Source organism: Amycolatopsis sp. NPDC003861 (assembly GCF_053605405.1).
In genome coordinates this window covers 1-24,684 of record NZ_JBSGJD010000100.1, presented here as the reverse complement: position 1 = coordinate 24,684, position 24,684 = coordinate 1, and the positions used below count along the sequence as shown (strand labels likewise).

Here is a 24,684-nt window from a genome sequence, read left to right as displayed (position 1 = left end):
TTCATTGCTTTTCCCGATGAGCCCCGGCCCGTAGCGTTACCGGCATGACCCCACAGCACGCGCTCTGGCTCCCGCTCTTCGACGCCCTGGCCGACCCGGCGCTCGTCGCCCGCCTCGCCGCCGAAGCCGAAGAGGCGGGCTGGCACGGCCTCTTCGTGTGGGACCACCTCCGGTGGCGCGAGCCGGTGACCGCGGTGGCCGATCCGTGGATCACCCTGGCCGCGATCGCCGCCACGACGTCGGAGCTGCGCTTCGGGCCGATGGTCAGCGCGATCACCCGCCGCCGCCCCGCCAAGCTCGCCCGCGAGACCGCCACCCTCGACCGCCTCGGCGGCGGCCGGCTCACCCTCGGCGTCGGCCTCGGCGGCGACCGGTTCGGCGAGGAGTTCTCCCGCACCGGCGAGGAGTGCGACGACCGGGTGCGGGCCCGCATGCTCGACGAAGCACTGGAGATCCTCGCCGCCGCCTGGTCCGGCGACGTCGTGCGGCACCACGGCGAGCACTACAAAGTGGACGGCATCCGGTTCCTGCCGACGCCGGTACGCCGGATCCCGGTCTGGGCGGCGGGTTTCCCCGGCAAGCTCCGCCCGATGCGCCGGGCCGCGCGCCTCGACGGCTACTTCCCGGTGAACCTCGGCTCCGCCGACCGGTTCGCCGAAGCCGTGGCCCAGGTCGAGGCGTTGCGCGAGGGACCCGGGCCGTTCGACTACGTCGCGGAGGTCGAGCCGGGCGACGACCCGTCTCCGTACGCGGCGGCGGGCGCGACGTGGATCTTGACCGGCTTCGACCCCGAATCGCTGTCCGTCGACCACGTCCGGGGTGTGCTGCGCGACGGCCCCCGCCGTTGACCGCTCACTCCAGCGCGGCCACCTTCCGCAGCAGGACCGAACGTTCCCGCTCGTTGGCGCACAGCCGGGCCGCGAGCTCCAGCTCGGCGCGCGCCTCCGGGCGGCGGCCGAGGCGGGTCAGCAGCTCGCCGCGCACGGTCGGCACCAGGTGCGAACCGGAGAGCCGGTCGGAGACGACGAGGTCGTCCACGATCGCCAGTGCCTCCGCCGGCCCGGAGGCCATCGCGATGGCCACCGCCCGGTTGAGCTCGACGACCGGCGAGGGTGCGACCCGGCCCAGTGCCTCGTAGAGCACCACGATCTTGTCCCAGTCCGTCGCCTCGACCGAAGGCGCGGCCGCGTGCGTGGCGGCGATCGCGGCCTGCAGGCCGTACGGGCCGAGGCCGCCCGCGGACGCCTTGGCCAGCGCGGCCAGCCCGCGGTGGATCGCCGAGACGTCCCACCGCCGCCGGTCCTGGTCCTCGAGCAGGACCGGCGAGCCGTCCGGGGCGGTCCGGGCCGGGAAGCGCGCGGCGGTCAGCTCGAACAACGCGAGCAGGCCGTGCACCTCCGGCTCGTCCGGCAGCAGCGCGGCGAGCGTCCGGGCCAGCCGGATCGCCTCGTACGCCACGTCGGCGCGGACGAGCTCGGTGCCCGACGTGGCCGTGGATCCCTCGGTGAAGATGACGTAGAGGACGCTGAGCACGCCGCCCAGCCGGTCCCGGCGTTCGGCGGGCGGCGGCAGCTCGAACGGCACCCCGGCCGCGGCGATCGTCTTCTTGCCGCGGGTGATGCGGGCCTGCACGGTCGGCACGGAGACCAGGAACGCCCGGGCGATCTCCTGGCTGGAGAGGCCGGCGACGACCCGCAGCGTCAGGGCCACGCGGGCCTCGGGCGAGAGCACCGGGTGGCAGCTGACGAACATCAGGGCGAGCACGTCGTCGTCGATCCGGTCCGGATCGATCTCTTCGTGGACGACCTCGCCGGCCGCCAGCTCGGCGTACTTGTCCCGCAAGGCCACCCGGCGGCGGATGGTGTCGATGGCTCGCCGCCGCGCGGTGGCCATCAGCCAGCCGGCCGGATCGGCGGGCGGCGTGCGCGGCCACGAGACGAGCGCCTCGGCCACCGCTTCCTGGGCGGCGTCCTCGGCCAGCCCGAAATCCCCGGTGAACCGGGTCAGCGCGGCCACGATCCGCGCCGACTCGATCCGCCAGACGGCTTCGACGTCGGGGGTGCTCATCAGTTCGGGGTCTCGTCGCTGCCGGGCACCCGCCGCACCTCGACCTTCGCCCCGGGCGCGGCGGGAACCCGCGTCGCCCACTCGACGGCCTCTTCCTGGGAAGCGACGTCGATCAGGAAGAAGCCCCCGAAGAGTTCCTTGGTCTCGCCGTAGGGCCCGTCCGTGACCACGGGCGTCTCCCCGCTGAAGTCGACGACCACGCCCTTGGCGGGATCGTCGAGCCCTTCGGCGGCCACGTAGACACCGGCCTTGAACAGGTCCTCGATGAACTGACGGCTGGTGGCCATCATCTCGTCGATGTTCGCCATCATCGCCGCGTTCGACGCGTCGGTGCCCCGCATGATCAGCAGGTACTTCGCCATTTGAGCCTCCTCGTCCGGCGGGCCGCTTCGGGGCCCGTGCGCCATCAGGTCGAACGGGCGGCGCGCGGATCGACACGGGTCCGGAGAAAGTTTTCCACGCCGACCGGCCGCGGCGGCTCCCGTGGTTAAGGTGCACGGCGTGAGTGCGTCGTTGGAGGGCCGGGTCGCGGTGGTGACCGGCGTCAGCCGCCGGGCCGGAATCGGCTTCGCCGTGGCCGAGCAGCTCCTGGCGGCCGGCGCCTCGGTGCTCGTGCAGGCCTGGTCCCCACACGACGCGGAACAGCCGTGGGGCGCCGATCCCGCGGGCGACGCCGGGATCGTGGAGCTCCTGGGCGGCGAAGGTCGCCGGCTGAGGCACGTCGCCGCCGATTTCGCGGACCCGGCGGCGCCCGGGCAGGTGGTGGCCGCCGCGGTGGAAGCGTTCGGCGCGGTCGACGTGGTGGTCGCCAATCACGCCCGGAGCTCCGACCGGAGCCTCGCCGAGGTGACGGCCGAGGAGCTGGACCTGGCCTGGGCGGTGAACGCCCGCGCGAGCGTGCTGCTGGCCCAGGCGTTCGCCGCCGCCCACGACGACGAGCGCCCGGGCGGCCGGATCATCCTGTTCACCTCCGGTCAGCACCTGGCCCCGATGAGCCGGGAACTGCCGTACGCGATCAGCAAGGGCGCCATCCACCAGATGACGCTCAGCCTGTCCGACGCGCTGATCGATCGCGGGATCACGGTCAACGCGCTCAACCCGGGCCCGGTCGACACCGGATGGGCGAGCCCGGACCTCACCGAGAGCGTCGGCCGCGCCCTGCCGGCCGGCCGGTGGGGCACCCCGGCCGAGGTGGCCCGCGTGGTCCGCTGGCTGGCCTCGGACGACAGCGCGTGGATCACCGGCCAGGTCATCAACGCCGAGGGCGGGTTCCGCCGCTGGGTGAGGTGACCGGCGGCTGCTCGGCGCGGGTCAGTTCCGGCCATCAGCCGACCTGAACTTCTAGTACTTTCGGCCGAGGTCCGCAGCCCCGGAACCCTTCGAAAGACGTGAGCCATTCCGGGGTTCTTGCCCCGGCGCCGGTTTCGCCGCCAACCACCGCCCTACTGTGGCGGTGCTTGGTGATCTTGAAACGGAAAGAGGGGAACCGGCTTTGCCCACACGGACGAGATTTCTCGGCAAAACACTCGCGGCGGCGGGCACCGCGGCCGCTCTCGCGCTCGCCACGGCCGTTCCGGCCGCCGCGGCCGAGCCGACCGGCGTCGAGCAGGACGTCGCGCAGCTCTACCAATACGTCATCGACCTCTACAACGGCCTGCCCGCGGACGCGCTGCGCGGGGTCGACCGGCTGATCGAGTCACCCATTCCGCGGATCGGCCCGCAGAGCCAGGCCGCGGACGGCCCGATCCCGGGCTGCACCGCGGGTTCGCTGCTGACGTACGCGAACAAGCTCGCGGCCCAGCTCACCCCGCTCGAAGGCAAGGCGCTCGACGCGCTGTCCGGGCTGAGCCAGCTCTACGTCCAGGGTGTCGCGTCCGACAAGACCCCGCAGGTCTTCGGCACCGACGGCCAGTACACCCCGCGGGCCACCGCCACGATCGACAAACTGCGTGGCTTCTGGGACATCGAGAGCTGGAACATCCAGCTCGTCGCCTGGAAGGGCACCGATCTGGGCAGCCCGGCGAAGATGGCGCAGACCTTCGGCCTCGGTCTCGCGCCGGCGAAGGTGAAGACCGCCGCCGCGCTCGCCACCAAGGTGCTGTACGAGGTGCCGGCGATGCAGGGCGGCCGCAACCCGCTGCTCACCCTGAACGCGTTCTCCGCCCCGGCCGGCAGCCTCGGCGGCAAGCGCGTCGCGCTCGGCGACGGCCTGCTCGACACCGTCAACGTCCTCGGGTTCGACGACGTCTCGGTGGAGTCCGTGGTCGGGCACGAGTACGGCCACCAGGTCGACTTCGCCCACGAGAACTACCCGCGCAACGAGTCGTCCGAGATGGGCCCCGACGCCTACGGCGGCTACTTCGTCGCGCACGCCAAGGGGTTCGCGTGGAACGCCCGCACCCAGCAGGAGGTCACGTACCTGGACGCCTCCATCGGCGACTGCTACCACAGCCACGGCACCCCGGACCAGCGCAAGGCCGCCGGTGCCTGGGGCGAGAAGCAGGCGACGAGCCAGGCGAACCCGAACCGGATCATCCCGTCCGCCACGATGATCGAGAAGTTCCAGAAGCAGTACCCGAAGCTGATGCCGCCGGCCACCGCCGCGTTGGCCACAGCGCACGGCTGAGTTCACGGGGCGGGCCATCTCCGGACGGCCCGCCCGTGCCCGTCTCGCAGTCGTCAGTTCGCTGCTAGGCGGGAACGGCGTGGGGCGGCCGGCGCCACCGGCCGGTCGTCGCCCGAACGCAAGGCGATCAGGTTTCCTCACAACGGACGCCGTTCCAGCGTGACCGAAGTGGCTCGGCCCGCATGCTACCCGCGTAACGGTCGTGATTATCCGACCTCGGCGGCGTGCACGCCGGCGATGAGGCCGTCGGCCAAGGACGACATCTGTTCCTTGAAGGCCCCTGTCCGAATGTGGAACGCCTCCTCGGAAGTCACGATCCGCGGCGCCAGCACCAGCGCGGTGTGCAGGACGTGCAGTTCCACATCGGACAGTGCAATCGTCATCCGGCGCGATCGCGGCGCCTCGTCGTACTCACGCACCGCCCGCTGCAACCGTTCCCACAACTCCCGGACAACGGCGACCTCGACACCCACCCGCACCGCCGAAACCAGCGGGACATCTGTTTCCACCAGCGCCAGCGCCTCCACGGCCAACCGGACCTGGTGCCGCGTGAGCTCCACGGAATTCGGCGTCCCGCGCTGCACCTTCACCCGGTCGATCATGTTCTCGCCGTGTACCTTCCACTGTCGAACTTCGAGGCGTCGTAATGATACCCGTGGATCATGCCGCCTTTCTCCACGATCAGCACCCCGCGCGCCCGATCATAGGTCACCAGTGCCCCGGTCTCGGCATCGACGTGGGTCATCTTCCCCTTGAAACCCGCGAAGTAATCGGCCAGCGCGTGCGGATCGTCACCGATGTCGCGGATCCAGTGGTTGCGATCCTCCGGCAGCGCGGACATCTCGTCGTTCATCCTGCGGTACTGGTACTCGATGCCTTGGGTCACCTCAGGGCCGTGCCTGTCGAAGATGTCATCGAGCGCGTCGTCGCAGACTTCCACCAGGCCGAGCGGGTCGAACCACTGCGCAGGGTTGTGCACGTAGCTGTGCGGACTCGGGCCTGCCTGGAGTCCGAGCGGATCCGCACTCTGATACCGGCCGGTGTCCGGGTCGTAGTACCGGTGGACGTTGTAGTTCAACCCCGTCTCGGCGTCGAAGTACTGACCGGGGAACCGCAACGGCGTCGACGGTCCGGCTGCGGGCTCCGTCAGCGCGCGGCCCCAGATGGTGGCGCCCGCCCGCCAAGCGACGTTCCCGGAAACGTCGATCAACTCGCTGGGTGCGCCGACCAGGTCGGTGATGATCGAGTAGAACCGTTCGTCCACCCGGGATTGCGGCGCGCCGGCCACCTGGCTGCGTTCGGTTTGCGTCAGTGGCTTGGAGCTTCCCGGTTCCCAATCCCACGTGAGGTTCGTTCCGCCGGAATGGCGCTGCTCGGCGAGCGTGGTGCCATCCCAGACGAAAACGACCTCCTCCACCACTTTGCCGTCCACCACACGCCGCTTGGCCGAGCGGCGCCCCAGCGGGTCGTAGACGTACTGCCACCGGGAGCCGTCCGGCGTGACGACGCCGACCAATTGGTCCTGCGCGTTCCAGCTGTACTGCCAGACATCAGGTTTTCGCGAGAGGCGCTTCTTCTGCTTCACCACGACCCTGCCTTGCGGGTCGTGGTGGTAACGCGCCTGCCCTGCCTGCCGCACCAAGGTGCCGGCATAAGTTCGGGTGCCCTGAAGCGTGGTATCCGGTTCCGGCCAAGCGGCCGCCGAGACGTTTCCGGCTCGGTCGTAGGCGTAACGCTCCACCCCGCCGGGTCCCTCGACGCTGGTGATCCGCCCTGACCGATCGAACTGGAAATACCTGGAACCGGCGAGTTCGTCTTCGATGGAGGTCAGGGTGCCATCGGCGCGATAGCGGTACTTGCGTGCCCGGAGCAGGCGGGCACGCCTGCTGCCGTCGGTGCCCGCGACCGTCGAAACAGTCTGCTCGGCCAGCCTGCCGTTGACATCCCACGCCTGCGCGAGAATCGTTCCGCTGTCGAGTATCCGCTCGACCTCGAACCCGGCCTGGTCGTGCCCGAAGGTCATCGTCCGGCCCGCGGTGCTCAGCGAGCTGGGCCTGCCCCGCTCGTCGTAGCGCCACTCGCTCTCGACACCGCTGGGCGTCACCCGCCGCACCCGGCGGCCGGCCAGGTCGTAGCTGTTGGCCAGGATCCGGCCGTTGACCGATTCCGCCAGGACGCGACCCCGCCCATCGCGCTGGAACACGAGATCCACCTCGGCGTTCGCCGCGCGCAGCAACCGCCCGGCCGCGTCGAAGGCGAAGGTGGTGCTCGTCCCGTCGCAGCGACTCTCGACGACGTTGCCGAGCGCGTCGCGAACGAGCTCGACCCGCTGGCCCGCGGCATTGACACGCTCGGTCAGCTGCCCTGCCGCGTCATAGCCGTAAGTGAGCACCCGGCCGTTGAAATCCCGCTCTCGGACAAGGCGGCCGGCCGCGTCGTATTCGTACCGCCAGACCAGGCCCTCGGCATTGGTCACACTGGTCATGCGCAGCTCGGTGTCGTAGCCGAAAGATATCTCCGAACCGTCGGGAAGCACTTCGGTGAGCGGCAGATCGAAATGAGTGGTCGTGGTCCGGCTCACCGCACCAGCCGCGTCGACATGCTGGACCTGGTTGCCTTCGCTGTCGTACACCGCTCGTTCCACGCCGCCGTCCGGACGCACGCAGGACAGCAATCTTCCTTCGACGGTCCACGAATATCCGGTGACTCCGCCTCGGGGATCGGTCACGGCGACGACCCTGCCGAAAAGATCGCGGACACACGAAGTCCGCTGTCCGCCGGGCTCGATGACGGCGACCACGAGACCGGCCGCGTCCCGCTCGACACGACGGGTGTTCCCCAGCGCGTCCGTCTTGGCGATCACGTTTCCACGGTCGTCGCGCCGATAGGTCGTCGTGGCACCCAGCGGATCGACCGAGGCGATCAAGTTCCCCACGTCGTCGAAGCGGCTGCGCCAGATCGCGCCGTCCGGCTCCACAATGGACACCGGACGGCGGAACTCGTTGCACTCCGCCAGCGCTTTCGTGCCGTCCGGCCTGGTCAGCTCGGCAAGGTTGCCGTCGTCGTCATACCCGAACCGCGTGGTCCGGCCGAGCGCGTCCGTGCGCGCCAGCAGCCGGTCGAACTCGTCCCACTCCTGCGTGCTGGCATTACCGAGCGGGTCGACTTCCCGGATGACCTGCTTGGCCTCGTTGAAATGGAAGGTGCGGACATTTCCCAGCGAGTCGATGAACCGGGTCACCAGGTGCTCGTATTCGAATCGAGCATCGAGGAAACCGCCGGAGCCCTCGTTCGCAATACACCTTCCCGCATAGTCGTAACGGTAGCGATACCATTCACCGTTACGATCTTCCCAGCGAACGATCCTGCCTTGGCTGTCGTAGTCGAACCGTCCCTGCCGACCAGAGGAATTGGTCACCCGGGTCAGCAGGTGGTTCTCGTGCGCGAATTCCTTGAGCACGATGTCTTCGCCGTCGGGGTTCACCAGAACGTAGGCCGCGACAGTTCCACTGTCGCTTTCCACCCGCACGTGGTACCCGCCCGAGTGAAGCACATCGGTCACCTGGCCCGCGGCGTCACGAACGAAGGTCACCTCGTTGCCGTTGCGGTCCGACACCGCACTGAGACCGAGTTTCTCAGCCGCACCACGGAACTGCAGACTGTGCCCCGACTCGGGCTGCTCGATCCGGAACCCCTCGCCGGTCCGGCTCAACGGCCACCGGGCTCCCACCATCGGGAACACCTGACCGGCTACCGGTGGCTCCGGATAGACGAGCACCATCCCGTCCTCGGCGAGGAAGATCACGCCCTGGTCGTCGAACTCCAGCCGCTGATCGATGGTCGACGCCCAGCTGCGCCCGAACATCCCGCCGGCGCGGTACGACGAGACATGTGTTCGCCGCAGCACGAGAGGCAGCGCACCGGCGAGGTCGACGTCCGTCTGCGTCAGGATGACCTCACCCCGCACGACATCCACCGGGTCGCTGCACTTGGTGCGCGCCTGCTCGGAGTTCTTGGTGTCGTGGGGATCGTCGGGACGGTTCGGTGAGTCCTTCTCACCACGCGAAGCCGTTCCCGGAGCGTCGGCCTTGCTGCTCGGCGTTCCGTCGGCGGAGGTGCCGTCCGGTGTGTCATGCGTGCTCGACGGGCTCGTGTGCTCCTTCGGAGCGTCCACATCGGTCTTCCCGGCCTTGCGAGCGGCCGAGGGCGAAGTCGCACCATCCGCCTTGCGCCCGAGCTTCTTGCCCAGCTTGGCAAGCTTCTCGATGATCTCGCCGAGCTTGTCCACGATCTTGCGGACCTTCGGCCCCACATTGCTGATCGTCTTGACCAGCTTCCGGATCACCTGCGAGACCTTCGAGATGGTCGACGTGATCGCGGTCGTGGCCTGCGCCGCCACCAGAGGCGTCGCGAAGCCGAGCGTGCACGCCTCCTCCAGCGCCCACGAGATCAGCTTGCCCACCAGCTCGGCGATCAGGTCGCGCACGGTCTCGCGGACCGCCGCCACGACCTGGCCCATGACCATCACGCCGGTCGAGATCCCGTCGCACAGCGACGCCGCGCCCGCGACCGCGTCGACCTGCTCGGCGACCTCGCCCCGGTAGGCGTCACCGGCCGCGCCGGACCAGCCCGCGGTCCCGCCCTTGGCCTCATTGGACAGGTCACCCGCGATCGCGGCGACCTCGCGAGCCACGTTCGCCCAGGTGTCCGAAAAGGACTGGATCACCGGAGGATTCCCGGCCAGCCAATCCAAACAATCCTTGAGCGGCTTCACGTGCTCGATCAGCCAGGAGACCCCGTACTGGGCGAGTGTCCCGATCGGATCGACGACCAGCGACAGCACCTCGAGACCGGCGCCGAGCGCGCCCAGGCCGCCTTCGACCCACGAACCGTCCTTCACGCCCGAAGCCAGGTCGTTGGCCGACTCCAGGATCCCGATCCCCGTCACTCCGGTCGTCTGCGAGTGCTCCTGCGCGACGAGCGGATTCCCCTCCGGCATTCAAAGCCCCCTCAGTGCGACGGCCCGGCCTTCTCGATCGCGTCGGCCGCGGCGTCTTCCTGCTTCTCGTAGGCGGAGACGGCGTCGCGGACCTTGGCCGCGGTGCCGTTGATGGACTCGGACGCGGTCTGCAGCGCGCGCACGCCCATCTGCTCGAACGGCTCGAGCATCATGGCGAACGGCTGGCAGATGACGCCGTACGCGCTGTTGTCCATGGTGACCTGCTGGGCGGCCTCGACCGCGGTCTTCATGCGATCGGCCAGGCCGTCGACCTTGCCCGCGTGCCCGCCGAGCTCGTCGCCGAGGACGCGGTATCCACCGTCCGGCACGTCACTCAATCCCTTCGCAGGAACGACTGGTCGCCGAAGTCGTCGTCATCGGGCGGCGCCGGCCTGGTCGGGCGGGGTGGCGCGGGTGGCGCCTTGGGAGCGGGCGGCTCCTCCTCCGCAGCCTCGAAGAGCCGGCGGCGGGGCGGCTCCGGCGACGCCGGCTCGTCCTCGGGCGGCGCGGGCGGGAAGTTGTCGACCGCGGTGGCCACGATGTGACGGGACGTGTCGTCGTCACCGACCGTCTCGGCGACGATCTGGGCCATCCGTTCCGGATATTTGGACTGGGCCTTCCGGATCGCCTTCATGACGTTGGCGGCGATCTCGTCGGGCGCCATGGCACGCACGCCCTCGGTCATCTTGATCGCGGTCGGCAACCCGTTGTGCCCCACCGTCACGGCCACCGCGCCGTTCGCCACCGATTCGGTGATCGAGATCTGCTGGACCTGCGCCTGCATCGCCTCGTACCGCTGTGACTTGGCGACCGCGTCGCGCTCCCAGTCGTCGACCATCCGCTCGACGTCAGACAAGTCGGACACCAGCCCCCCTCTCGGCCGGAAGCTAGGACGCACCTGGCGATCCGGCGGTTCCCTTGCAGGCTGCATCATCACGCGGTGTGACGTCCATCCCCCATCCGGATCGACCCAGTGATCCGTGTCCGAGCGCGCACGCCTCACTGTCCCTGCCCAGCGTGCGCGGTCCCGGCCGGCGAGTTCGTGCTTCCGCCGCGGGTTGCACGACTGGGGAACTGCACCGTTGACTCGCAATCGCGCAGTCCCCTGTACGACATCACCGCCCTACGCGAGCTCGTCCCCCTCGTGGAACACGCCAAGACGGACCTTCGCCGTCGCCTCGTTGTCCAACCAGCGCAAATCGAACTGCTCGCCATACCAGTCGAGCCGCGCCGCCTCCAGTTCCTCCTGGGCACTTTCCGTCCCCGGATCTGCGCGATCCTCGTATCGCCAATGTTCCGGCTCATCCGGATCCCGTCGCGCGAACACCATGTCGACATAAGTGGCACCGCCGGCGCGAGCGTTCTGTACGAGCTCCGGGACCGTGACGTGAAGGTATCCCTCGAACCGCGTCCCGTCCATCACTTCGGCGATCCGGTCGGCGAACGCGAAGACGTTCGACGTGTCACGCGTCATGACACCTCCTGCCGCTCAGTGTCGTGCATGGTAGTTGTTGGTGTACTTCTTGTTGACGCGGCCGGACTCGAAGTTGGACTGCCGGCCACATCTTCCCTTGTTCTCCGGAGATCGGTATTGGCGTTTGCCGCTGCGGGAACCCAGCGGACGCTGCCGCGTTTCGCGACCGTCTTCTTGGCGAGGGGACCGACCCAGATTCGTCCTGCATTCGGCATCGAGCACCTCACGGCGGAGGAGATACCACTTCCCGGACGTGTCATGGTCATGTGCGACCAGCTTGACGGCCCCGTAGCGGCCCGCGTGCCGCTATAGGATCACAGGTCAGCGGCTCCGCGCCGCGCCAAGAACCCTGATCAAGTTTCAAACCTGAGTTCCCGCGCTCGTTGAACACGGTCTCCTCCGTGTCGCAACGCCAATACGCGCTGACCGTCTGTAACACTTCCACCGTGGAGCTCGAAGACGTCTGGCGCCGAGCTCGGTTCTCGAGCATCCGGATCGGCTAGCCGTCACGGTTGCGGACGTTGACAGGATCAGCTTCGTCGCGCCGCACGAAATCGCGCGTGCGGGCTCCAGCCGGCGACTCCCTGAACTTGACCCGTCCGCGACGGGGACCTCGACCCATGGAGGACAGCCTGCCCGCTCAGGCCATCCGCGGCACGTCCGACGCCGCCGTCCCCTGCCAGTGGCCAGCCAGCCGCAGGGGGCCATCGACCTACCCAAACGGCTACAGCGTCGCCAGCAGGACGCCATGCCGGAACGCCACGACGCCGGCCCACGGCACCGTCCCACGGATCGCCGTGGACGAGCGTTGACGGCCAATCCAGCCTTGGACGATCGTCAAGATAGACACTGAATCGCCCCTACCCATGGGTAGCAAAAAGCGTCGACGTCAGTCGATCCAGTTGGGATATTTGCAATCGTTCATGCTCTCAGCCGACCTCGTTCGATCTGCAATTTCACCCTTAAATCGCCCCTAGTTCGACAGCCGCGGCGTCGCGAAACCTGACAATCGACCGGATCGCGGAGACCGTTCGGCCGGGCCCATTACGGACCAAGTTCCGACAAAGCTGCAATTCGAGTTCGGGGTGGGCGGACGGTACTGTCCACCCACCTTCACTCTCACATCCCAGGATCTGGAAGCACTCTCGGCCGAGATTCCCCAGTAGCCCCGGAGCTACGGAACAGCCGTCGCTTCGGCTGGTCCTTCGGGTAGAACAGTGCCTTGATCGTCGAGGCATCCGGCTCGGGCAACCACCGCGCCGAATATGAGGTGCCGTACCAGTCGATCGCAGCCCCGGCAAGTTCGGACGCGGTGTCGTAGTCGTCCGGATCGGTGCGGTCACTGTAGTACCAGGTGTTTTCACCTGCGGCCCGCAGGAACTCCAGAGTGAACGCCGGAGGCCCGGCTTCCACATCCTCAGTCGTGACGAAGAGGTACCCGCAGTCGCGGCCGTCCCGGTGCATGGCCGCCACGCGCCCGTCGTACTCCGACATCGTCTTGTCCTGGTCCTTCATCCGTTCACCACCACCGTCGATGGTCGACATGGTAGTTGTTCTTCCACTTGCCCTTGTTCGTCGCGCGCCACTGGAAGTTCGACTGCCATTTGTTCAGCGGCTTCTTGTAGCTCGGCGGCCGGTCCTGCACCCCGATCTCTCGCCACCCCGACACCGACTTCATCGTCGGCAACATCTTCACCGACCGCGACCTCGCCGCCCGCCTCGACGCCTACCGCTTCCCACGAGCGGTTCCAGGTCGGCGCAAACCCGACCTGTACGTCCTGCAGCCTCGAATCCGCCTGCGGCAAGGGCTGCCCCGCAGCGGTCGTCGCCGCGGGCGGACGCATCGGCGACGTCGACGCCGAGCAGTGCCCGGTCACCGCCGAGACCCGCCGGCTGCTGCCCCTGGACGTCGCGTGAGCGCGCCGCGGCTGCCGGGCAAGCTGGTGGCCTTCGAAGGCCCCGGTGGCATCGGCAAGACGACGATCACGGCGCTGGTCGCCGAGCTCCTCGGAGCGGACGGCGTTGCCGTGCACGCCACCGTCCAGCCGTCGCGCTCCCCGCTGGGTGAGCTGGCTCGGCATGGCACCGACACCTACCGCGACATGGCTCTGGCCTGCCTCTGTGCGGCCGACCGGCACCACCAGCTGGCCAGCGAGATCCTCCCGGCCCTGGCCGAGGGCAAGATCGTACTCTGCGACCGGTACGCGGCATCGTCGCTGGTCCTGCAGGGGCTCGACGACATCCCGCTCGATGTCGTCTGGGCGCTCAACCACGATGTGTACCGCCCCGACCTCGTGTGCGCGCTCACAGCTCCACCCGCGGACGTCGAACAGCGGCTCCGCGCCCGCGGCGGACACAGCCGCTTCGAGCGCACCCCCGGAAGCAGCTTCCGCGAAACCCTCGGCTACCTGGCGGCCATGACTTTCCTGCGCGACCAGGGCTGGCCCGTCGAGATGATCGAGTGCGCCGATGATCCCCGAGCCACGGCTGGCACCATCGTCGACCTGATCCACCGCACCCTCACGGAGAGCCCGGCATGTCCCTGACTGTCCTCACCCTCAACGTCGGCAACCCCGCCCTCGAGCGAGCCCGACGCCAGCGCGACTGGCTCGCCCGCCGCGACGAGGACGTCTTCGTGCTCACCGAGACCGGTTCCGGGTCCGGCACCCAGCTGATCGCCGAGTCCTACCGCGACGCCGGCTGGGCGGTCACGTTCCCCGAGCACCCCGATAAGGAACGCGGCGTCATGCTGCTCTCCCGGTTCAGGTGCACCGTGGACCCCATCGGCGTGGCGATGTCCTACCTGCCCGCCCGGCTCGCCGGCATCGTGCTGGACACCGACGACGGACCGCTGCGCATCCTCGGCGCCTACGTCCCCTCCCGCGATGCCACCGAAGCGAAGACGACTCGCAAGCGCGCGTGGATCGAGGCCTTCCACCAGGCGTACGAAGCCACCAGCGACGACGCTGCCATTCTCCTGCTGGGTGACCTCAACGTCCTGGAACCCGGGCACGTACCGCCTCACCCAGGGCAGTTCGCGCCGTTCGAGACCGCCTTCTACACCGCGCTCACCCACCGCCACGGCCTCACGGACCTCTTCCGCGCGCTGCATCCGACCGCCGTCGAGCACAGCTGGGCCCGCCGCACCGAACTCGGCTACCGCTACGACCACGCTCACGCCTCCACTTCGCTCCTCGCCCACCTCACCAGCTGCTCGTACGTCCACGACACCCGTTCGGGGAACCCCGCCCTCACGGACCATTCGGGACTCGCCGTCGCGCTGACGCTGACCGCGACCGCGCCGCTGATAACCTCCGACCCGGCCGCGGACCGCGAGGCAACGCTGTTCTAGCCAAAGGGCTCGTGCCCGGCCGCCACACCAGCCGCCGAGCACAAGGGGCCTCACCGGATGACCGTCGCCAGCGAACCGGCTCTGCGGGTCGGCGCCCGCGTCCTGCTCCTCAACCCCGCCGACGAGGTCCTGCTCATCCACGCCCGCGACCCCGACGACCCCGACCATCACTGGTGGGAACTCCCCGGCGGCGGCCAAGACCCCGGCGAGAAGCTCGAGGACACCGCTCGGCGCGAGATCGCCGAGGAAACCGGGCTTGTCCTGAACGAGATCGGCCGCAAGCTCTGGACCCGCGAGAGCCGCTTCATCTACCGCGGCCGCGAGCATCACCGCCTCGACCACGTCTACCTCGCCCGCACGGACGACACTGCACCGCGCACCGCCATCCGGCACACCGCCAACGAGCGCGCCGGGCTCATCGAGCGCCGCTGGTGGTCAGCAATCGACCTTGCCGATTGCCAGGACAAGCTGCTGCCTGCTCAGCTGCCTGACCTCCTACGAGCCCTCCTCGACGACCACTTCCCCATCACTCCCCTGGCGCTCACCGCCTGACCTCGCCGTTGCTGGTGGCACAGCGTGCCGAGCGGACCGGGCGAGGGGACGCTACTGCGCCGCTTGCCGGGCGCGGAGCCGGTCGAACCAGGTGGCGATCGACCGCTTGTACCCCTCTGGCATTCGCAGCTCGGAGACCTCGTCTTCCAGGAATTCGCCGATTCGGCTGTGCTCGTGACTGAGGACCGGCGCGGCGCTGGAGGTCGTGGTGCAGCCGTAGGTCACGATGAACACATCCTTCGCGGCCACGGCGATGTGGTACACCCAGGCATGAAGGATCTCGCCGACCTCAACCGGTAGCCCCGCCTCCTCGGTGATCTCGCGAGCGACGGTTTGCTCAGGAGTCTCGCCGGGTTCAATCCGGCCGCCCGGCAGCTCCCATTCGTCGCGCTCGTTATGCAGCACAACCGGCCATCCCGGATCAGCACGCCCTTGATCGACACCGGGTATCCGGCCTCCACCACCGACACCAGCCTCCCGCTATCCGTGCTCCTGCTGTCACCGACCGTAGCAGCGGAGCCCGAGCGGTCGTGAGGTTAACGATCTGCCAGTCGACGCACTCGGAGCGCATGCCTCCACGGTCACCGTCCAGCCAGCTCGGCGACGACCGGCGCAAGAGCACCCGCGGCCTCGGCGCCGAACACGAAGTAGGAGAACCCGATCTCCTCCCGTCGCCGTTGAATCTCCTCAGCAGCCGCAGAAGGGTCACTGGGCAGGAACGCCAGCGAGTCCGCGGCCCGGACGGCAGCGGGGTCGGTGTCGGGTCCGGCCATGAACGCCGCGACCGAATCGCCGACCACCGGCACGTGCAACGCCAACTCCACACCGCGACGGTTGTCGAAGCTCCGTACCCGTTGCATCGTCGTCGCCCGCGTCTCGATCTGCGGCATCACGAACGTCACGGTGTCGGCGAGTTCCGCGGCGAGCGCTTGCGCCTTCGGCCCGCCCACGGCCATGACCACCGGGGTGTGCAGGTCCGGGCCGTCGAGGTCACGCAGGGCCACGACGACGTCACGCACCTGGCTCGACCGGCTCGCCGGGCTGACCGGCAGCCCCAGCTCCCGGAGCTGGTCGCCGATCCCGGGCCGGCCGGTGCCGATGCCCATCTCGAAACGCCCCTCGGTGAGCACCGACAACGAATGCGCCTCCCAGGCGGTGATCCACGCAGGCCGGACCGGAGACGCATACACCCAGGTGCCCACCCGCAAGCCGGTGATCGTCGCCGCCACCGCGAGCGCCGGCCCCGGTGCCGGCTGCCACTGCGGCACATCGGGCATCAAGATCGTCGAGTAACCACTGTCGGCCAGACCACGCAGCTGATCACGCCAGGCCGGCAGGCCCGCGGTGATCGGCGCAACCACCCCGAACCGCAACGGCCTGATCTCGCGAGCGGAGATACCCGCCATGGTGAAACCCCTTCCCCTGCGGCCCGGACTGGCGCCGAGCTCATCCCTACCACGAACGAGCGACCACGCATCCGACACAACGCGCCAAGCAATCTGGCGCGACCTTCACTCAAAAGCTGATCAGAATCTTGAGCAGGAGACGCACGGCGATCGATCGCGCCGTCGAACCGCTACAAGGCCTCACGAATACTCATCGCCTACGCTCCACGAGATCGGCGTGGACACACGGCAGATCCGCCCGGCGCATAGCGATCCGGGCACGGAACGACTGCGCCACCGGACCATTCGGCAGCGGAGCCGTCCACCGGTAGGACGGGGCACGAGCCACCACGGCCGCCACCAGCGTCCGACCGAAGCCGAGGCGCCGGTACTCGGCGGCGACGTGGACGTAGTCGAGGGTGGCCGTCCGGCAGCTCGCGCACGGGCTCGCGGTGACCGCGCCGACCTCGGTGCCGTCGAGATGGAGTTCGATTCGACCGGCCAGCGTCCCGGCGTCCGGTGGGTAGGCGACCAGGGCCAGCCCGTCGTCTGGGGCGGTGTCGGGTGCGTGCTGGATCGTGACGTCGAGGTGTGCCCACTCGGCGAGGCGTCGGGCCGCGGGCTCGCAGCCTTCCTGCGCGCGGCAGACCTCCCAGAGCGTGCCGTGCAGCCGATAGCGGTGGCTGTAGGGCTTGAGCTTGTCGTAGAGGTCCAGGTCGAGCCGGTGACCGCGCAGCAGACGACGAGCTTGCTGGACGCAGGCCGGACGGGAATCAGTCCGCCGTACTCGCCGCGCGCACCTGATCGAACGGCGCGGCTCGCCTGGTCGATCATCGTGCGCCCCGCGAGGGTTCCGACCAGCTCACAGGCCACCGCAGCGCTGTGTGGCTCATCCGGCGACCTCGGTCAGCCTGCGGTCGGCGGATGCCTCGACAGCAGCGACAGCACCGTCGGGGTCCGGAAGCCGCAGCGCCACCGTGCGGGGGCGAGCTGCCGCACCGCGGCCGCGGCTGGTCGCCACCACGTCACGGAACTCCAAGTGGCCGAAGCCGTCCTCGGTGAGACCCCGCCATCGGCGACTCGACACGCTCAGTTCGAGTGCCGCGCCGGGCCACTGGCCGGCGGAGAGCAGCACCGCGCTCCGGTTGTGGACACGTCCGGCCAGCCGACGGGCCAACTGCGGCTGAATCCCGCGGGCGACAGCCGGGCCGAGCACGATCAGGTCGAACCCGTCGATCAACGCCGAGAGCACCGCGGCGACCTCAGCGCCGGGATCGGGGATGAGAGCGAGCCGGTCGAGGTCGACGCCCAGCTCGGCGGCTGCCACCAGGCCGACCTCGGGCATGCCGGTGATCGCCGCCCACGATCCTTCCCTCATCGCTTCGGCCAACAAGGCCAGGACCAAGGCGGTCGAGCCACGGACCGCCACCGCGCGGCCGCGCCGTAGACCGCCCGGCACGAGCCCGGCGAGGGCCGGCGCCACCGGCAAAGAACCTGCAGACGTCGAGGCATCCGGGGCTGGGTCGCCAAGCTGCGCCGCGGTGCGGACGCCAGGAATCGATGCGAGCCCGGCCACCGCTTCCGGCACCGCCACCACGCACCTCCAGCACCACGAACACGTACCGGAGACGCTCACGCGGGACGCCGTGAGCGAACCCGAACTAATCGAACACTTGTTCGAATACTGCGAGACGTCGCCGCCGCTGTCAAGCCGAGACCGGGCAAAGTTGCATCAGTCACAACTCAGTCCAGCGCCCGGAAACCTGCAGCTCACGGCTTCGACGGTGTAGGCCTGCGCTCCGGTCCGACGAGTAAGGAAGGGGTGGCCGAGGCGATGGCCCCGCCGGTCGAGCTGCGGTTGCCACTCGCTAGGACACTCGGATGGCAGCCGCACCGGCCTGCCGACACAATGTTGTGTCAAATGCAACCCACGGAGAACGGTACTGGACTGACGGGCTCCGCTGGCTTGATGGTCGTCGATAGGTCACCTACCTCGATCCTGAGGCGTCGGTCTCCGAGGCGATGCTGTTTGGCTGAGATCGGCAGCAGCGTGTGTGTGCGGTCAAGCCGCAGGTGATCAGCAATTAGGCGCCGATCCGCTCAGCGGGGTCGACCTCGGCAAGCACAGCGACTACGAGGTCGCCGAGCTGCTCGGCGTGCACGGCGATCACGACGGCGCGGTCGAGCAGATCCCCGGCGAGCTGGACCGGCGAAAGGCTGTCGCCAATGCTGCGGCCGCTCGCCGAGAGGCAGACCGGGAACGTCGCATACATGCCAAGCAGCAGCAGCGCGAGAAACAGCAATGGATGCAGTTCGAGCAGCTGCTCGAGCGCGGGCACGACGAGGAATCCGCGGTAGCCGAGGTCTTCGGCCGGTCGGTCGAGCAGCAGAGACGCGACCGCGCGATCGCGTCGCTTCGGCACCAGGGCTACCCGACAAGGGGTTCGACGAGCTGGCGCACAAGGCGTACCGAGACCACGTGTACGCGCAGTACCTCAAGGCCGAGGACGCCACCCGCGGGCACATGGTCACCCCCGCAGGGCGGCCGCGCGGGATCCATCCGGGCGCGTTGTTCTCCCGCTCCGGAAGCGCGGGCACAACGCTGGACCAGCGACGAACTCAAGGAATGGTGGGACGAGAATGGACGGGTAACCTTCGAGCAGTACAAGAACGATCTACTCGGCAACACCCCGACTACAGGGGATCCAGCGGAGACGGATTCCTCCGATGAGCACACCAGCAGCACAAGCACGTGACGCGTTGCGCGCCGGCCAGCAAGCAGCCGAACAGCGCAAGGCCGCCGACACGAACCCCTATTAGGGAAACGCGCCGACGGCCCTTGAGCGTGTGCTGGCTCGCATGTGGACGCTCGGATATTCCGGCGGCAACCCGATGCACGTCGACTTCTCCGGTTGACGAGCGTCGCCTCAACAGAGCACACCGATCGCGCAAGCCCGTCCACGCGTTGCATTCGGCGCACGATGCGTAACAAGTTGCAGCTATCGGACGACTCCAGGCTACGGAGGTACGTCGGATGCAAACTGTCAACTTCTTCCAGGCTTGGTCGATGTGGCGCCACGGGATACCAGTCGGCGGCCTGAATTTGTGGACAATTCCCATACTCTGGTGGGGCCGCTTCGGAAAAATGGCTCAGGCCGCCGGGGGGCTCACCGTAATTCTTGACATCATCGGCCCGGAACGGTTCGACAAATGGGCCAAGAGATTTACACCACAAAGTGCCAGAAGTACCTTAAAATACACGAGATCTGCGGTCAATAATTTCCTTCGAGACGGCGACAAGGTTAGATTCTTTCGCCTAGCCGCCACCAGCCTTGTCCTACTTGGACCAACCGCCCTCTTGTGCTGGCCAACAATCAAGAAAGTATTTACCTTCATCGGCCAACACGTCAACCCGGACGCTTTCATTACGGCCCTGACAGTCGGCGGAGGCGGCACTCTCATTATAGCCGCCTACCTTGCATTCGTATCCCTCATTGCCAACCTCCTTACATTCACCCTAACCATCCTTCGAATCACCGTCGTCCGAATATTAAGCCTGGCTAAATCAGGCCATCAAATACGAATAGGTTCATCCCTCCTCATCCTAATTGGTTTTTCATTCGACCTGCTTGCCTCGTAGGCTGGCCATAAAATCATTGACAGCGACGTTCTCAAACTGCGGTGAATCTCCAGCGTTCACCAGCAACGACAATGGTTTCTGGCCTTGCTCGGTGGCCAGGTGCAGCTTGGTCGTCCAGCCGCCCCGCGACCGGCCCGGCGCGTGGTCGGCCGCTTCGGGCTCGCCGATACCCCCGGGGCGGTTCTTTCTGCAGATCACCCTCGACGCGGGCACCTGCGGCGTGCTGGTGCGCCCGATTGATCGTGGAATCCACGCTCACCTCCCAGGTAGTCAGCCCGGCGGCGTCGGCCCGGGTCTGCAACGCCGCCAGGATCAGCGCCCCACACCCCGGCGCGCTGCCAGCGCCGGAACAAGCCATGGACGATTTGCCAGCAGCCATACACGGGTGGGACGTCACGCCACGGCGCACCGACACGAACCCGCCTGCGGATACCGTCCAAGAGCTGGCGTTTACTCCACAAGGGTGGGCGGCCGGGCTTCTTGCTGACGGGCAGCACCGGTTCCAGGATCGCCCACTGCGCGTCGGTCAGATCGGCTCGCCCCGTCGCCGCCAGGCTGGACACGAGGTCTCCGGTGTTCTTGATCAGCTTGGTCGTTGATCGGTCTACCGGAGACCTCACCTATCCGATCCAAGACACGCCGCCCCCGACAATGCTGACCGACCAGAAACACCGCTGGTCAGCACATCGAAACAGGCTCTAGGGCGGTTCGTGCGCCATGTCGTGCAGGTGTCCAGTTAGTACAACAACCCAGCGAAGGTGATTTCTCCCTGGGCGGCCCAGTACCTGGCTTCATTGATGTCGCCCCGTGCTTCAAGTAGGACGCTCAGGCTGTGCATCGCCTCGTGGTGGCCGGCACTCGCTGCTTGGCGGTGCCAGTGCTCGGCTTCGTCGGTGCCGCCCCGTTCCGCAAGCAGGACGGCTAGAACTTGCATCGCCTGGGGTTGGCCGGCTTCGGCTGCTTGGCGGTACCAGTGCTCGGCTTCGTCGGCGTCGCCCTGCTTCGCAAGCAGGAGACCCAGGTTATACATCGAAACGGTTTCGCCGGTGTTGGCTGCTTGGCGGTACCAGTGCTCGGCTTCGTCGGTGTCGCCCCGCTTCTGCAGCAGGACGCCAAGGTTGCACATCGCGCTAGGGTCGCCGGCGTTGGCTGCCTTTCGCCACGCGGCAGCTGCGTTGTCCGGGAGATCGTGGATCATGGCTTGGTATCCGACCGAGGCCAGCTCGTCGGCTGCTGCTTCGTCGATGGCCAGTTGCCAGGTGGCGGCAGGGACGATTCGGTCGGTTGCTGTGGCGAGGTGGTCGAGAGCGAGGTCGTACACCCGGTAGGTTCCGTCAGCAGGTTCCAGCAGTGACACGGTCGGGTTGATTTCCCGCGTGGCCCACTCGAGCCCGGCGCGATATTTCTCGTCGTCGTTGAGTTCGTCGCGTCGTCGTCCGGTCAGCCGAGCCTCGGCGAGCCGGCGCAGGAGTTCCGCCGGGACGGGTCGAGTGAGGCCTACACGTGACCAGTCAGCCGCGCCGGCGACCAGGGCGTAACCGAGGGGGTTGGCGCTTTCTCCGACGGTGAGTTGGTCACGGACGTGCTGAGCGGCGCCGACGTACTCGCCGATGCCGACCCGGGCGATCCGTTCTCTAATGTTCTCGTCCGGCACGGCTTGGCGCAGATCTTCGTCGGTGGGCCGGTCGCGGTCCCGGTCCAGGAGCACCAGCTTGAACAGGCGCAGCACATCCCATTCGGGCGGACGCAGCTGGTCGGCGGGCTGAAATCTGTCCCACTCGTAAGCCCGCAGGGTCGCCACGATCCAGTTCGAGGCGCGCAGTCGTTGAATCAGCCCGGCAGTCACGCCGCCGCTGGTGAGAAACCGCTCTAGGTGTTGCGGGTCATGACGTTGGTGACGGCGGGTAGGGCCTGAGGCGAGGGACGGGTCTTTCGGCGGCAGGATGAGAAGTGCGACCAACACATCCGCCGAGCAGAAAGACCCGTCCGTGCACCACCGTAATGCCCCGCTGTCTGTCGAGGGCCGCCGCCGGCTCGTCGCGCGTTGCCAGACCCGCCCGATTGCCCACGTCGCCGCCGAGATGGGCATCTCCCGCCAATGCGCCTCCAAATGGGTCAACCGCTGGCGCCGCCACGGCGAAGCCGGCCTACTCGACCACCCCAGCGTCCCGCACCGCCAGCCCACCGCCACCCCCGCCGAGGTGGTGGCCCGGATCGAGCAGCTGCGCCGGAGCCGGAAGTACTCCGCCCGCCGGATCGCGACCGAGCTGGCCGCCGAGGGCATCACCATCTCCGTGCGCACCGTCGGCCGGCACCTGCTCCACCTCGGCCTGAACCGGCGCCGCTTTGGCCGTGACTGTGTTTGCTGACGTCAGATGCTCGTGAATCTCGACGTCACTCCGGGGCTCAGAGCATGATCAATGTCGGTGAATTCTGACGTCACTTGGCGGCTCGTTTGCGGGTCTGGGCGAGGCGGTAGGAGTCGGTGCCGGTTTCGATGATGTTGCCGCCGAAGGTGAGGCGGTCGACGATGGCGGCGCAGAGGCGCGGGTCGGTGAAGGTTTTGGTCCAGCCGCCGAAGGACTCGTTGGACGCGATCGCGACGGACGCTTTCTCCTCTCGTTCGGTCAACACCTGGAACAGCAGTTCGGCGCCGCGGCGGTCAAGTTCCATGTAGCCCAGCTCGTCGATGCAGAGCAGGTCGACGCGGCCGTATCGGTTGATCGTCTTGGACAGCACCAGCTCGTCGGCGGCCTCGACGAGCTCGTTGACCAGCTTGGTGGCCAGGGTGTAGCGGACCCGGAATCCGGCCATCGCGGCTTCGGTGCCCAGCGCGATGAGCAGGTGGGATTTGCCGGTGCCGGAGTCACCGATCAGGCAGAGCGGCAGGCCTTTCTTGACCCATTCGCAGGTGGCGAGGGTGTGGATAACGGCCGGGTCGACGTTGGTGTTGGCGTCGAAGTCGAAGGCGCGCAACGACTTCTCCCGCGGGAACGCGGCGGCCTTGATGCGGCGCTCGGAACGTCGGCGGGCCCGATCGTCGCATTCGGCCATCAACAGCTCGGCGAGGAACCCGCGGTAGGACATCTGCTCGCGAGTCGCCGCGTCGGCAATGTCGGGGAACTGACTGCGGATGGTGGGCAGGCGCAGCATCCGGCAGGCCTGGTCGACGGCGGCGTCGGCGGCCTGCTCGGTCAGGCCGCGGTGGCGTGTGGTGTTCATGGTCCGGTCGTCCCTTCCTCGTCGGTGCCGGTCGTGGTGCGGCGGCGAAGCAGCTGGTCATAGACCGCGACCGAAGGCAGCGGCCGCGGGTCGGGTGGCAGGTGGGTCAGCCGGCGCCGGGTCAGTGAGGTGACCTGTTCAGGCGCATCGGGTTCGGCAGAGGCTCCGCCGACGACGGGATCTTCGAGCTCGGCGGCCTTGCGAGCTTCGAGTGCGACCGCGTCCGCGGTCAGAGCGCCTGCCCGCAGTGCAGCGGCCAGCCCGGCGACGACGTGGTCGTGGGCCAGGTGGCGGTGCAACAGCAGGACCTCGATCAGCGCGCGGGTGCCAGCGACATCGCCGTGCGCCTTGCGGGCCGCAGCCCACCAGGCGTCGTGAACCGGGGTGAACTTGCCCGCCGAGCGGGCCTGCTCGAGCGCGGTCGCGCCGGGCAGGGCGCCGGGTTTGCGGACCATCGCCTCGAGGTAGTGGTCCAGTTCGAGGCGGACGCCGCCTTTGGCCAGCAGCCGCTCGTGCCGGGCGACCTCGGCGCGCCCGTCATAGACGATCAAGTCGTTGGCGTTGAGCAGGACCCGGACGCGGCGGCCGATCAACCGGACCGGGACCGAGTAGCGGTTGGTGCGGACCGGGATCTGGGCGTAGCGGTCGACGCGCGGGGTGAACCAGCGGCCGGTCTCGAACGGCTCGGCCGGCAGCGGCTTGAGCAACGGTGCCTCGATGGCGAAGTGCTCGCCGATGGTGTGGCTGCGGGACCCGATCCGTCGCGACAGGTCGTCGGCGTCCCACTTGTCGACCATGGCGTTGAGCTCGGCCAGCGAGTCGACCTCGGGGACAGGAACCAGGTGGTTGCGGCGGAACCAGCCGATCTGGCCCTCGACACCGCCCTTCTCATGAGCGCCCTCGATGCCGGGCCGGCAGTAGAAGGGCTGCAGGTCGAAGTGGGAACGGAAGACAGTCCAGCGTTCGGTCTCGACCCGTTGCCGGGAGAAGCCCAGGACCCGGGCGACGGCGGCCTTGAGGTTGTCGTAGCGGACCACACCGGCCGGGACCCCGCCCAGCGTGGTCAAAGCGTGCAGGTGGCCCTCGAAGAAAGCTTCCTGGCCGCCGGTGGCGTAGATCTGATGCACCGATCGGCCGGAGAACGACATCCGGAACGCGAACAGGAAGCAGGTCACCTGCTCCCCGCGCAGCCGGACCGCGACCTCGCCGAAGTCGACCTCAGCTTCCGCCCCGGGGCGGTGGGTCTGCGGGACGAACACGTTCACCGGTCCCCGGCCGGCTTCGATGCGGATCTGCGGGCGCCGGGTCGCGATGTAGCTGCGGACCACCTGATACGACACGTCAGCCATGGCGTGCTCGTCGATCAG

25 protein-coding genes and 1 pseudogene are annotated in these 24,684 nt (G+C 68.2%); 8 read left to right on the top strand and 18 right to left on the bottom strand.

The features are described 5' to 3' along the window. Nucleotides 1-44: 44 nt before the first annotated feature. Nucleotides 45-848: an LLM class flavin-dependent oxidoreductase gene (locus ACWEVN_RS24270; protein ID WP_452052787.1), complete on the top strand. Its 804-nt coding sequence runs from the start codon at nucleotides 45-47 to the stop codon at nucleotides 846-848. A gap of 4 nt (nucleotides 849-852) precedes the next feature. Here the strand turns inward: ACWEVN_RS24270 and ACWEVN_RS24265 are convergent, their stop codons facing one another. Beyond that, nucleotides 853-2,067 (bottom strand): RNA polymerase sigma factor, encoded by a 1,215-nt coding sequence (locus tag ACWEVN_RS24265; RefSeq protein WP_452052786.1) that lies wholly within the window; start codon nucleotides 2,065-2,067, stop codon nucleotides 853-855. Next, nucleotides 2,067-2,429: a YciI family protein gene (locus ACWEVN_RS24260; RefSeq protein WP_452052785.1), complete on the bottom strand. Its 363-nt coding sequence runs from the start codon at nucleotides 2,427-2,429 to the stop codon at nucleotides 2,067-2,069. The genes ACWEVN_RS24265 and ACWEVN_RS24260 overlap by 1 nt, the downstream gene beginning before the upstream one ends. Nucleotides 2,430-2,568: 139 nt before the next feature. Here ACWEVN_RS24260 and ACWEVN_RS24255 point away from each other — a divergent pair, with 139 nt between their 5' ends. Beyond that, a complete protein-coding gene (locus ACWEVN_RS24255; protein ID WP_452052784.1) occupies nucleotides 2,569-3,357 on the top strand; it encodes an SDR family oxidoreductase in 789 nt (262 codons plus the stop codon). A 202-nt stretch (nucleotides 3,358-3,559) separates the two neighbouring features. After that, a complete protein-coding gene (locus ACWEVN_RS24250; protein ID WP_452052783.1) occupies nucleotides 3,560-4,693 on the top strand; it encodes a hypothetical protein in 1,134 nt (377 codons plus the stop codon). 206 nt (nucleotides 4,694-4,899) lie between these two features. On the opposite strand, the gene ACWEVN_RS24245 is transcribed toward ACWEVN_RS24250, so the two are convergent. The 7 genes from ACWEVN_RS24245 to ACWEVN_RS24215 all read right to left on the bottom strand — a co-directional run bounded on the left by ACWEVN_RS24245 (nucleotide 4,900) and on the right by ACWEVN_RS24215 (nucleotide 12,862). Beyond that, nucleotides 4,900-5,295 carry a hypothetical protein gene (locus ACWEVN_RS24245; protein ID WP_452052782.1) on the bottom strand — a complete coding sequence of 132 codons (396 nt, stop codon included), beginning with the start codon at nucleotides 5,293-5,295 and terminating at the stop codon, nucleotides 4,900-4,902. Further along, nucleotides 5,292-9,692 (bottom strand): DUF6531 domain-containing protein, encoded by a 4,401-nt coding sequence (locus ACWEVN_RS24240; protein WP_452052781.1) that lies wholly within the window; start codon nucleotides 9,690-9,692, stop codon nucleotides 5,292-5,294. Before ACWEVN_RS24240 ends, ACWEVN_RS24245 begins: the two co-directional genes overlap by 4 nt. Before the next feature lie 11 nt (nucleotides 9,693-9,703). Then, nucleotides 9,704-10,021, bottom strand: coding sequence for a type VII secretion target (locus ACWEVN_RS24235; RefSeq protein ID WP_452052780.1), 318 nt, complete (start codon nucleotides 10,019-10,021; stop codon nucleotides 9,704-9,706). Nucleotides 10,022-10,026: 5 nt separating this feature from the next. Continuing rightward, complete coding sequence (locus tag ACWEVN_RS24230) at nucleotides 10,027-10,557, bottom strand: YbaB/EbfC family nucleoid-associated protein (RefSeq protein ID WP_452052779.1); 531 nt, start codon at nucleotides 10,555-10,557, stop codon at nucleotides 10,027-10,029. Nucleotides 10,558-10,815: 258 nt separating this feature from the next. Beyond that, complete coding sequence (locus ACWEVN_RS24225) at nucleotides 10,816-11,166, bottom strand: hypothetical protein (RefSeq protein WP_452052778.1); 351 nt, start codon at nucleotides 11,164-11,166, stop codon at nucleotides 10,816-10,818. A 1,119-nt stretch (nucleotides 11,167-12,285) separates the two neighbouring features. Continuing rightward, nucleotides 12,286-12,711, bottom strand: coding sequence for a hypothetical protein (locus ACWEVN_RS24220; protein ID WP_452052777.1), 426 nt, complete (start codon nucleotides 12,709-12,711; stop codon nucleotides 12,286-12,288). Continuing rightward, nucleotides 12,686-12,862, bottom strand: a complete 177-nt coding sequence (locus ACWEVN_RS24215; protein ID WP_452052776.1) for a hypothetical protein — start codon at nucleotides 12,860-12,862, stop codon at nucleotides 12,686-12,688. Before ACWEVN_RS24215 ends, ACWEVN_RS24220 begins: the two co-directional genes overlap by 26 nt. A gap of 217 nt (nucleotides 12,863-13,079) precedes the next feature. Here ACWEVN_RS24215 and tmk point away from each other — a divergent pair, with 217 nt between their 5' ends. Genes tmk through ACWEVN_RS24200 form a run of 3 tightly spaced genes read left to right on the top strand, consistent with a single transcriptional unit; the run spans nucleotide 13,080 to nucleotide 15,070 of the window. Then, a complete protein-coding gene (gene tmk / locus ACWEVN_RS24210; protein WP_452052775.1) occupies nucleotides 13,080-13,712 on the top strand; it encodes a dTMP kinase in 633 nt (210 codons plus the stop codon). Continuing rightward, entirely contained in the window at nucleotides 13,703-14,518 is an 816-nt protein-coding gene (locus ACWEVN_RS24205; protein WP_452052774.1) for an endonuclease/exonuclease/phosphatase family protein, read from the top strand. The genes tmk and ACWEVN_RS24205 overlap by 10 nt, the downstream gene beginning before the upstream one ends. Before the next feature lie 57 nt (nucleotides 14,519-14,575). After that, nucleotides 14,576-15,070: an NUDIX hydrolase gene (locus ACWEVN_RS24200; protein ID WP_452052773.1), complete on the top strand. Its 495-nt coding sequence runs from the start codon at nucleotides 14,576-14,578 to the stop codon at nucleotides 15,068-15,070. 51 nt (nucleotides 15,071-15,121) lie between these two features. On the opposite strand, the gene ACWEVN_RS24195 is transcribed toward ACWEVN_RS24200, so the two are convergent. The 5 genes from ACWEVN_RS24195 to ACWEVN_RS24175 all read right to left on the bottom strand — a co-directional run bounded on the left by ACWEVN_RS24195 (nucleotide 15,122) and on the right by ACWEVN_RS24175 (nucleotide 18,878). Next, nucleotides 15,122-15,475, bottom strand: coding sequence for an NUDIX hydrolase (locus ACWEVN_RS24195; protein ID WP_452052772.1), 354 nt, complete (start codon nucleotides 15,473-15,475; stop codon nucleotides 15,122-15,124). 176 nt (nucleotides 15,476-15,651) lie between these two features. Next, complete coding sequence (locus ACWEVN_RS24190) at nucleotides 15,652-16,476, bottom strand: LLM class flavin-dependent oxidoreductase (RefSeq protein ID WP_452052771.1); 825 nt, start codon at nucleotides 16,474-16,476, stop codon at nucleotides 15,652-15,654. A 190-nt stretch (nucleotides 16,477-16,666) separates the two neighbouring features. Further along, nucleotides 16,667-16,948, bottom strand: a complete 282-nt coding sequence (locus ACWEVN_RS24185; RefSeq protein ID WP_452052796.1) for a GNAT family N-acetyltransferase — start codon at nucleotides 16,946-16,948, stop codon at nucleotides 16,667-16,669. Between the two features lie 396 nt (nucleotides 16,949-17,344). Further along, nucleotides 17,345-18,049, bottom strand: a complete 705-nt coding sequence (locus ACWEVN_RS24180) for a hypothetical protein (protein ID WP_452052795.1) — start codon at nucleotides 18,047-18,049, stop codon at nucleotides 17,345-17,347. A 490-nt stretch (nucleotides 18,050-18,539) separates the two neighbouring features. After that, nucleotides 18,540-18,878, bottom strand: coding sequence for a hypothetical protein (locus ACWEVN_RS24175; RefSeq protein WP_452052770.1), 339 nt, complete (start codon nucleotides 18,876-18,878; stop codon nucleotides 18,540-18,542). Nucleotides 18,879-19,489: 611 nt separating this feature from the next. On the opposite strand from ACWEVN_RS24175, the gene ACWEVN_RS24170 reads away from it, so the two are divergent. After that, complete coding sequence (locus ACWEVN_RS24170; RefSeq protein ID WP_452052769.1) at nucleotides 19,490-20,095, top strand: hypothetical protein; 606 nt, start codon at nucleotides 19,490-19,492, stop codon at nucleotides 20,093-20,095. A 194-nt stretch (nucleotides 20,096-20,289) separates the two neighbouring features. Here the strand turns inward: ACWEVN_RS24170 and ACWEVN_RS24165 are convergent, their stop codons facing one another. Together ACWEVN_RS24165 and ACWEVN_RS24160 are read right to left on the bottom strand one after the other, a co-directional pair. After that, a complete protein-coding gene (locus tag ACWEVN_RS24165; RefSeq protein WP_452052794.1) occupies nucleotides 20,290-20,592 on the bottom strand; it encodes a transposase in 303 nt (100 codons plus the stop codon). 239 nt (nucleotides 20,593-20,831) lie between these two features. Continuing rightward, on the bottom strand, nucleotides 20,832-21,941 hold the full coding sequence (locus ACWEVN_RS24160) for a tetratricopeptide repeat protein (protein ID WP_452052768.1): 1,110 nt from the start codon (nucleotides 21,939-21,941) through the stop codon (nucleotides 20,832-20,834). Nucleotides 21,942-22,083: 142 nt separating this feature from the next. Between ACWEVN_RS24160 and ACWEVN_RS24155 the strand changes: the two are divergent. Further along, nucleotides 22,084-22,443, top strand: a pseudogene (locus ACWEVN_RS24155) (helix-turn-helix domain-containing protein); the annotation flags it as partial. 91 nt (nucleotides 22,444-22,534) lie between these two features. Here ACWEVN_RS24155 and istB read toward each other — a convergent pair. Further along, nucleotides 22,535-23,317: an IS21-like element helper ATPase IstB gene (gene istB, locus ACWEVN_RS24150; protein WP_452052767.1), complete on the bottom strand. Its 783-nt coding sequence runs from the start codon at nucleotides 23,315-23,317 to the stop codon at nucleotides 22,535-22,537. Beyond that, nucleotides 23,314-24,684, bottom strand: a 1,371-nt coding sequence (locus ACWEVN_RS24145) for an IS21/IS408/IS1162 family transposase (protein WP_452052766.1), incomplete at its 5' end; no start/stop codon positions are given. The genes istB and ACWEVN_RS24145, both read right to left, overlap by 4 nt.

What these genes read in the sequence shown, in the direction of transcription:
- ACWEVN_RS24270 (WP_452052787.1), top strand. Translation starts at nt 45, where the DNA reads ATGACCCCACAGCACGCGCTCTGGCTCCCGCTCTTCGACGCCCTGGCC.
- ACWEVN_RS24265 (WP_452052786.1), bottom strand. Translation starts at nt 2,067, where the DNA reads ATGAGCACCCCCGACGTCGAAGCCGTCTGGCGGATCGAGTCGGCGCGG.
- ACWEVN_RS24260 (WP_452052785.1), bottom strand. Translation starts at nt 2,429, where the DNA reads ATGGCGAAGTACCTGCTGATCATGCGGGGCACCGACGCGTCGAACGCG.
- ACWEVN_RS24245 (WP_452052782.1), bottom strand. Translation starts at nt 5,295, where the DNA reads ATGATCGACCGGGTGAAGGTGCAGCGCGGGACGCCGAATTCCGTGGAG.
- ACWEVN_RS24240 (WP_452052781.1), bottom strand. Translation starts at nt 9,692, where the DNA reads ATGCCGGAGGGGAATCCGCTCGTCGCGCAGGAGCACTCGCAGACGACC.
- ACWEVN_RS24225 (WP_452052778.1), bottom strand. Translation starts at nt 11,166, where the DNA reads ATGACGCGTGACACGTCGAACGTCTTCGCGTTCGCCGACCGGATCGCC.
- ACWEVN_RS24220 (WP_452052777.1), bottom strand. Translation starts at nt 12,711, where the DNA reads ATGTCGACCATCGACGGTGGTGGTGAACGGATGAAGGACCAGGACAAG.
- ACWEVN_RS24205 (WP_452052774.1), top strand. Translation starts at nt 13,703, where the DNA reads ATGTCCCTGACTGTCCTCACCCTCAACGTCGGCAACCCCGCCCTCGAG.
- ACWEVN_RS24200 (WP_452052773.1), top strand. Translation starts at nt 14,576, where the DNA reads ATGACCGTCGCCAGCGAACCGGCTCTGCGGGTCGGCGCCCGCGTCCTG.
- ACWEVN_RS24190 (WP_452052771.1), bottom strand. Translation starts at nt 16,476, where the DNA reads ATGGCGGGTATCTCCGCTCGCGAGATCAGGCCGTTGCGGTTCGGGGTG.
- ACWEVN_RS24170 (WP_452052769.1), top strand. Translation starts at nt 19,490, where the DNA reads ATGCAAACTGTCAACTTCTTCCAGGCTTGGTCGATGTGGCGCCACGGG.
- istB (WP_452052767.1), bottom strand. Translation starts at nt 23,317, where the DNA reads ATGAACACCACACGCCACCGCGGCCTGACCGAGCAGGCCGCCGACGCC.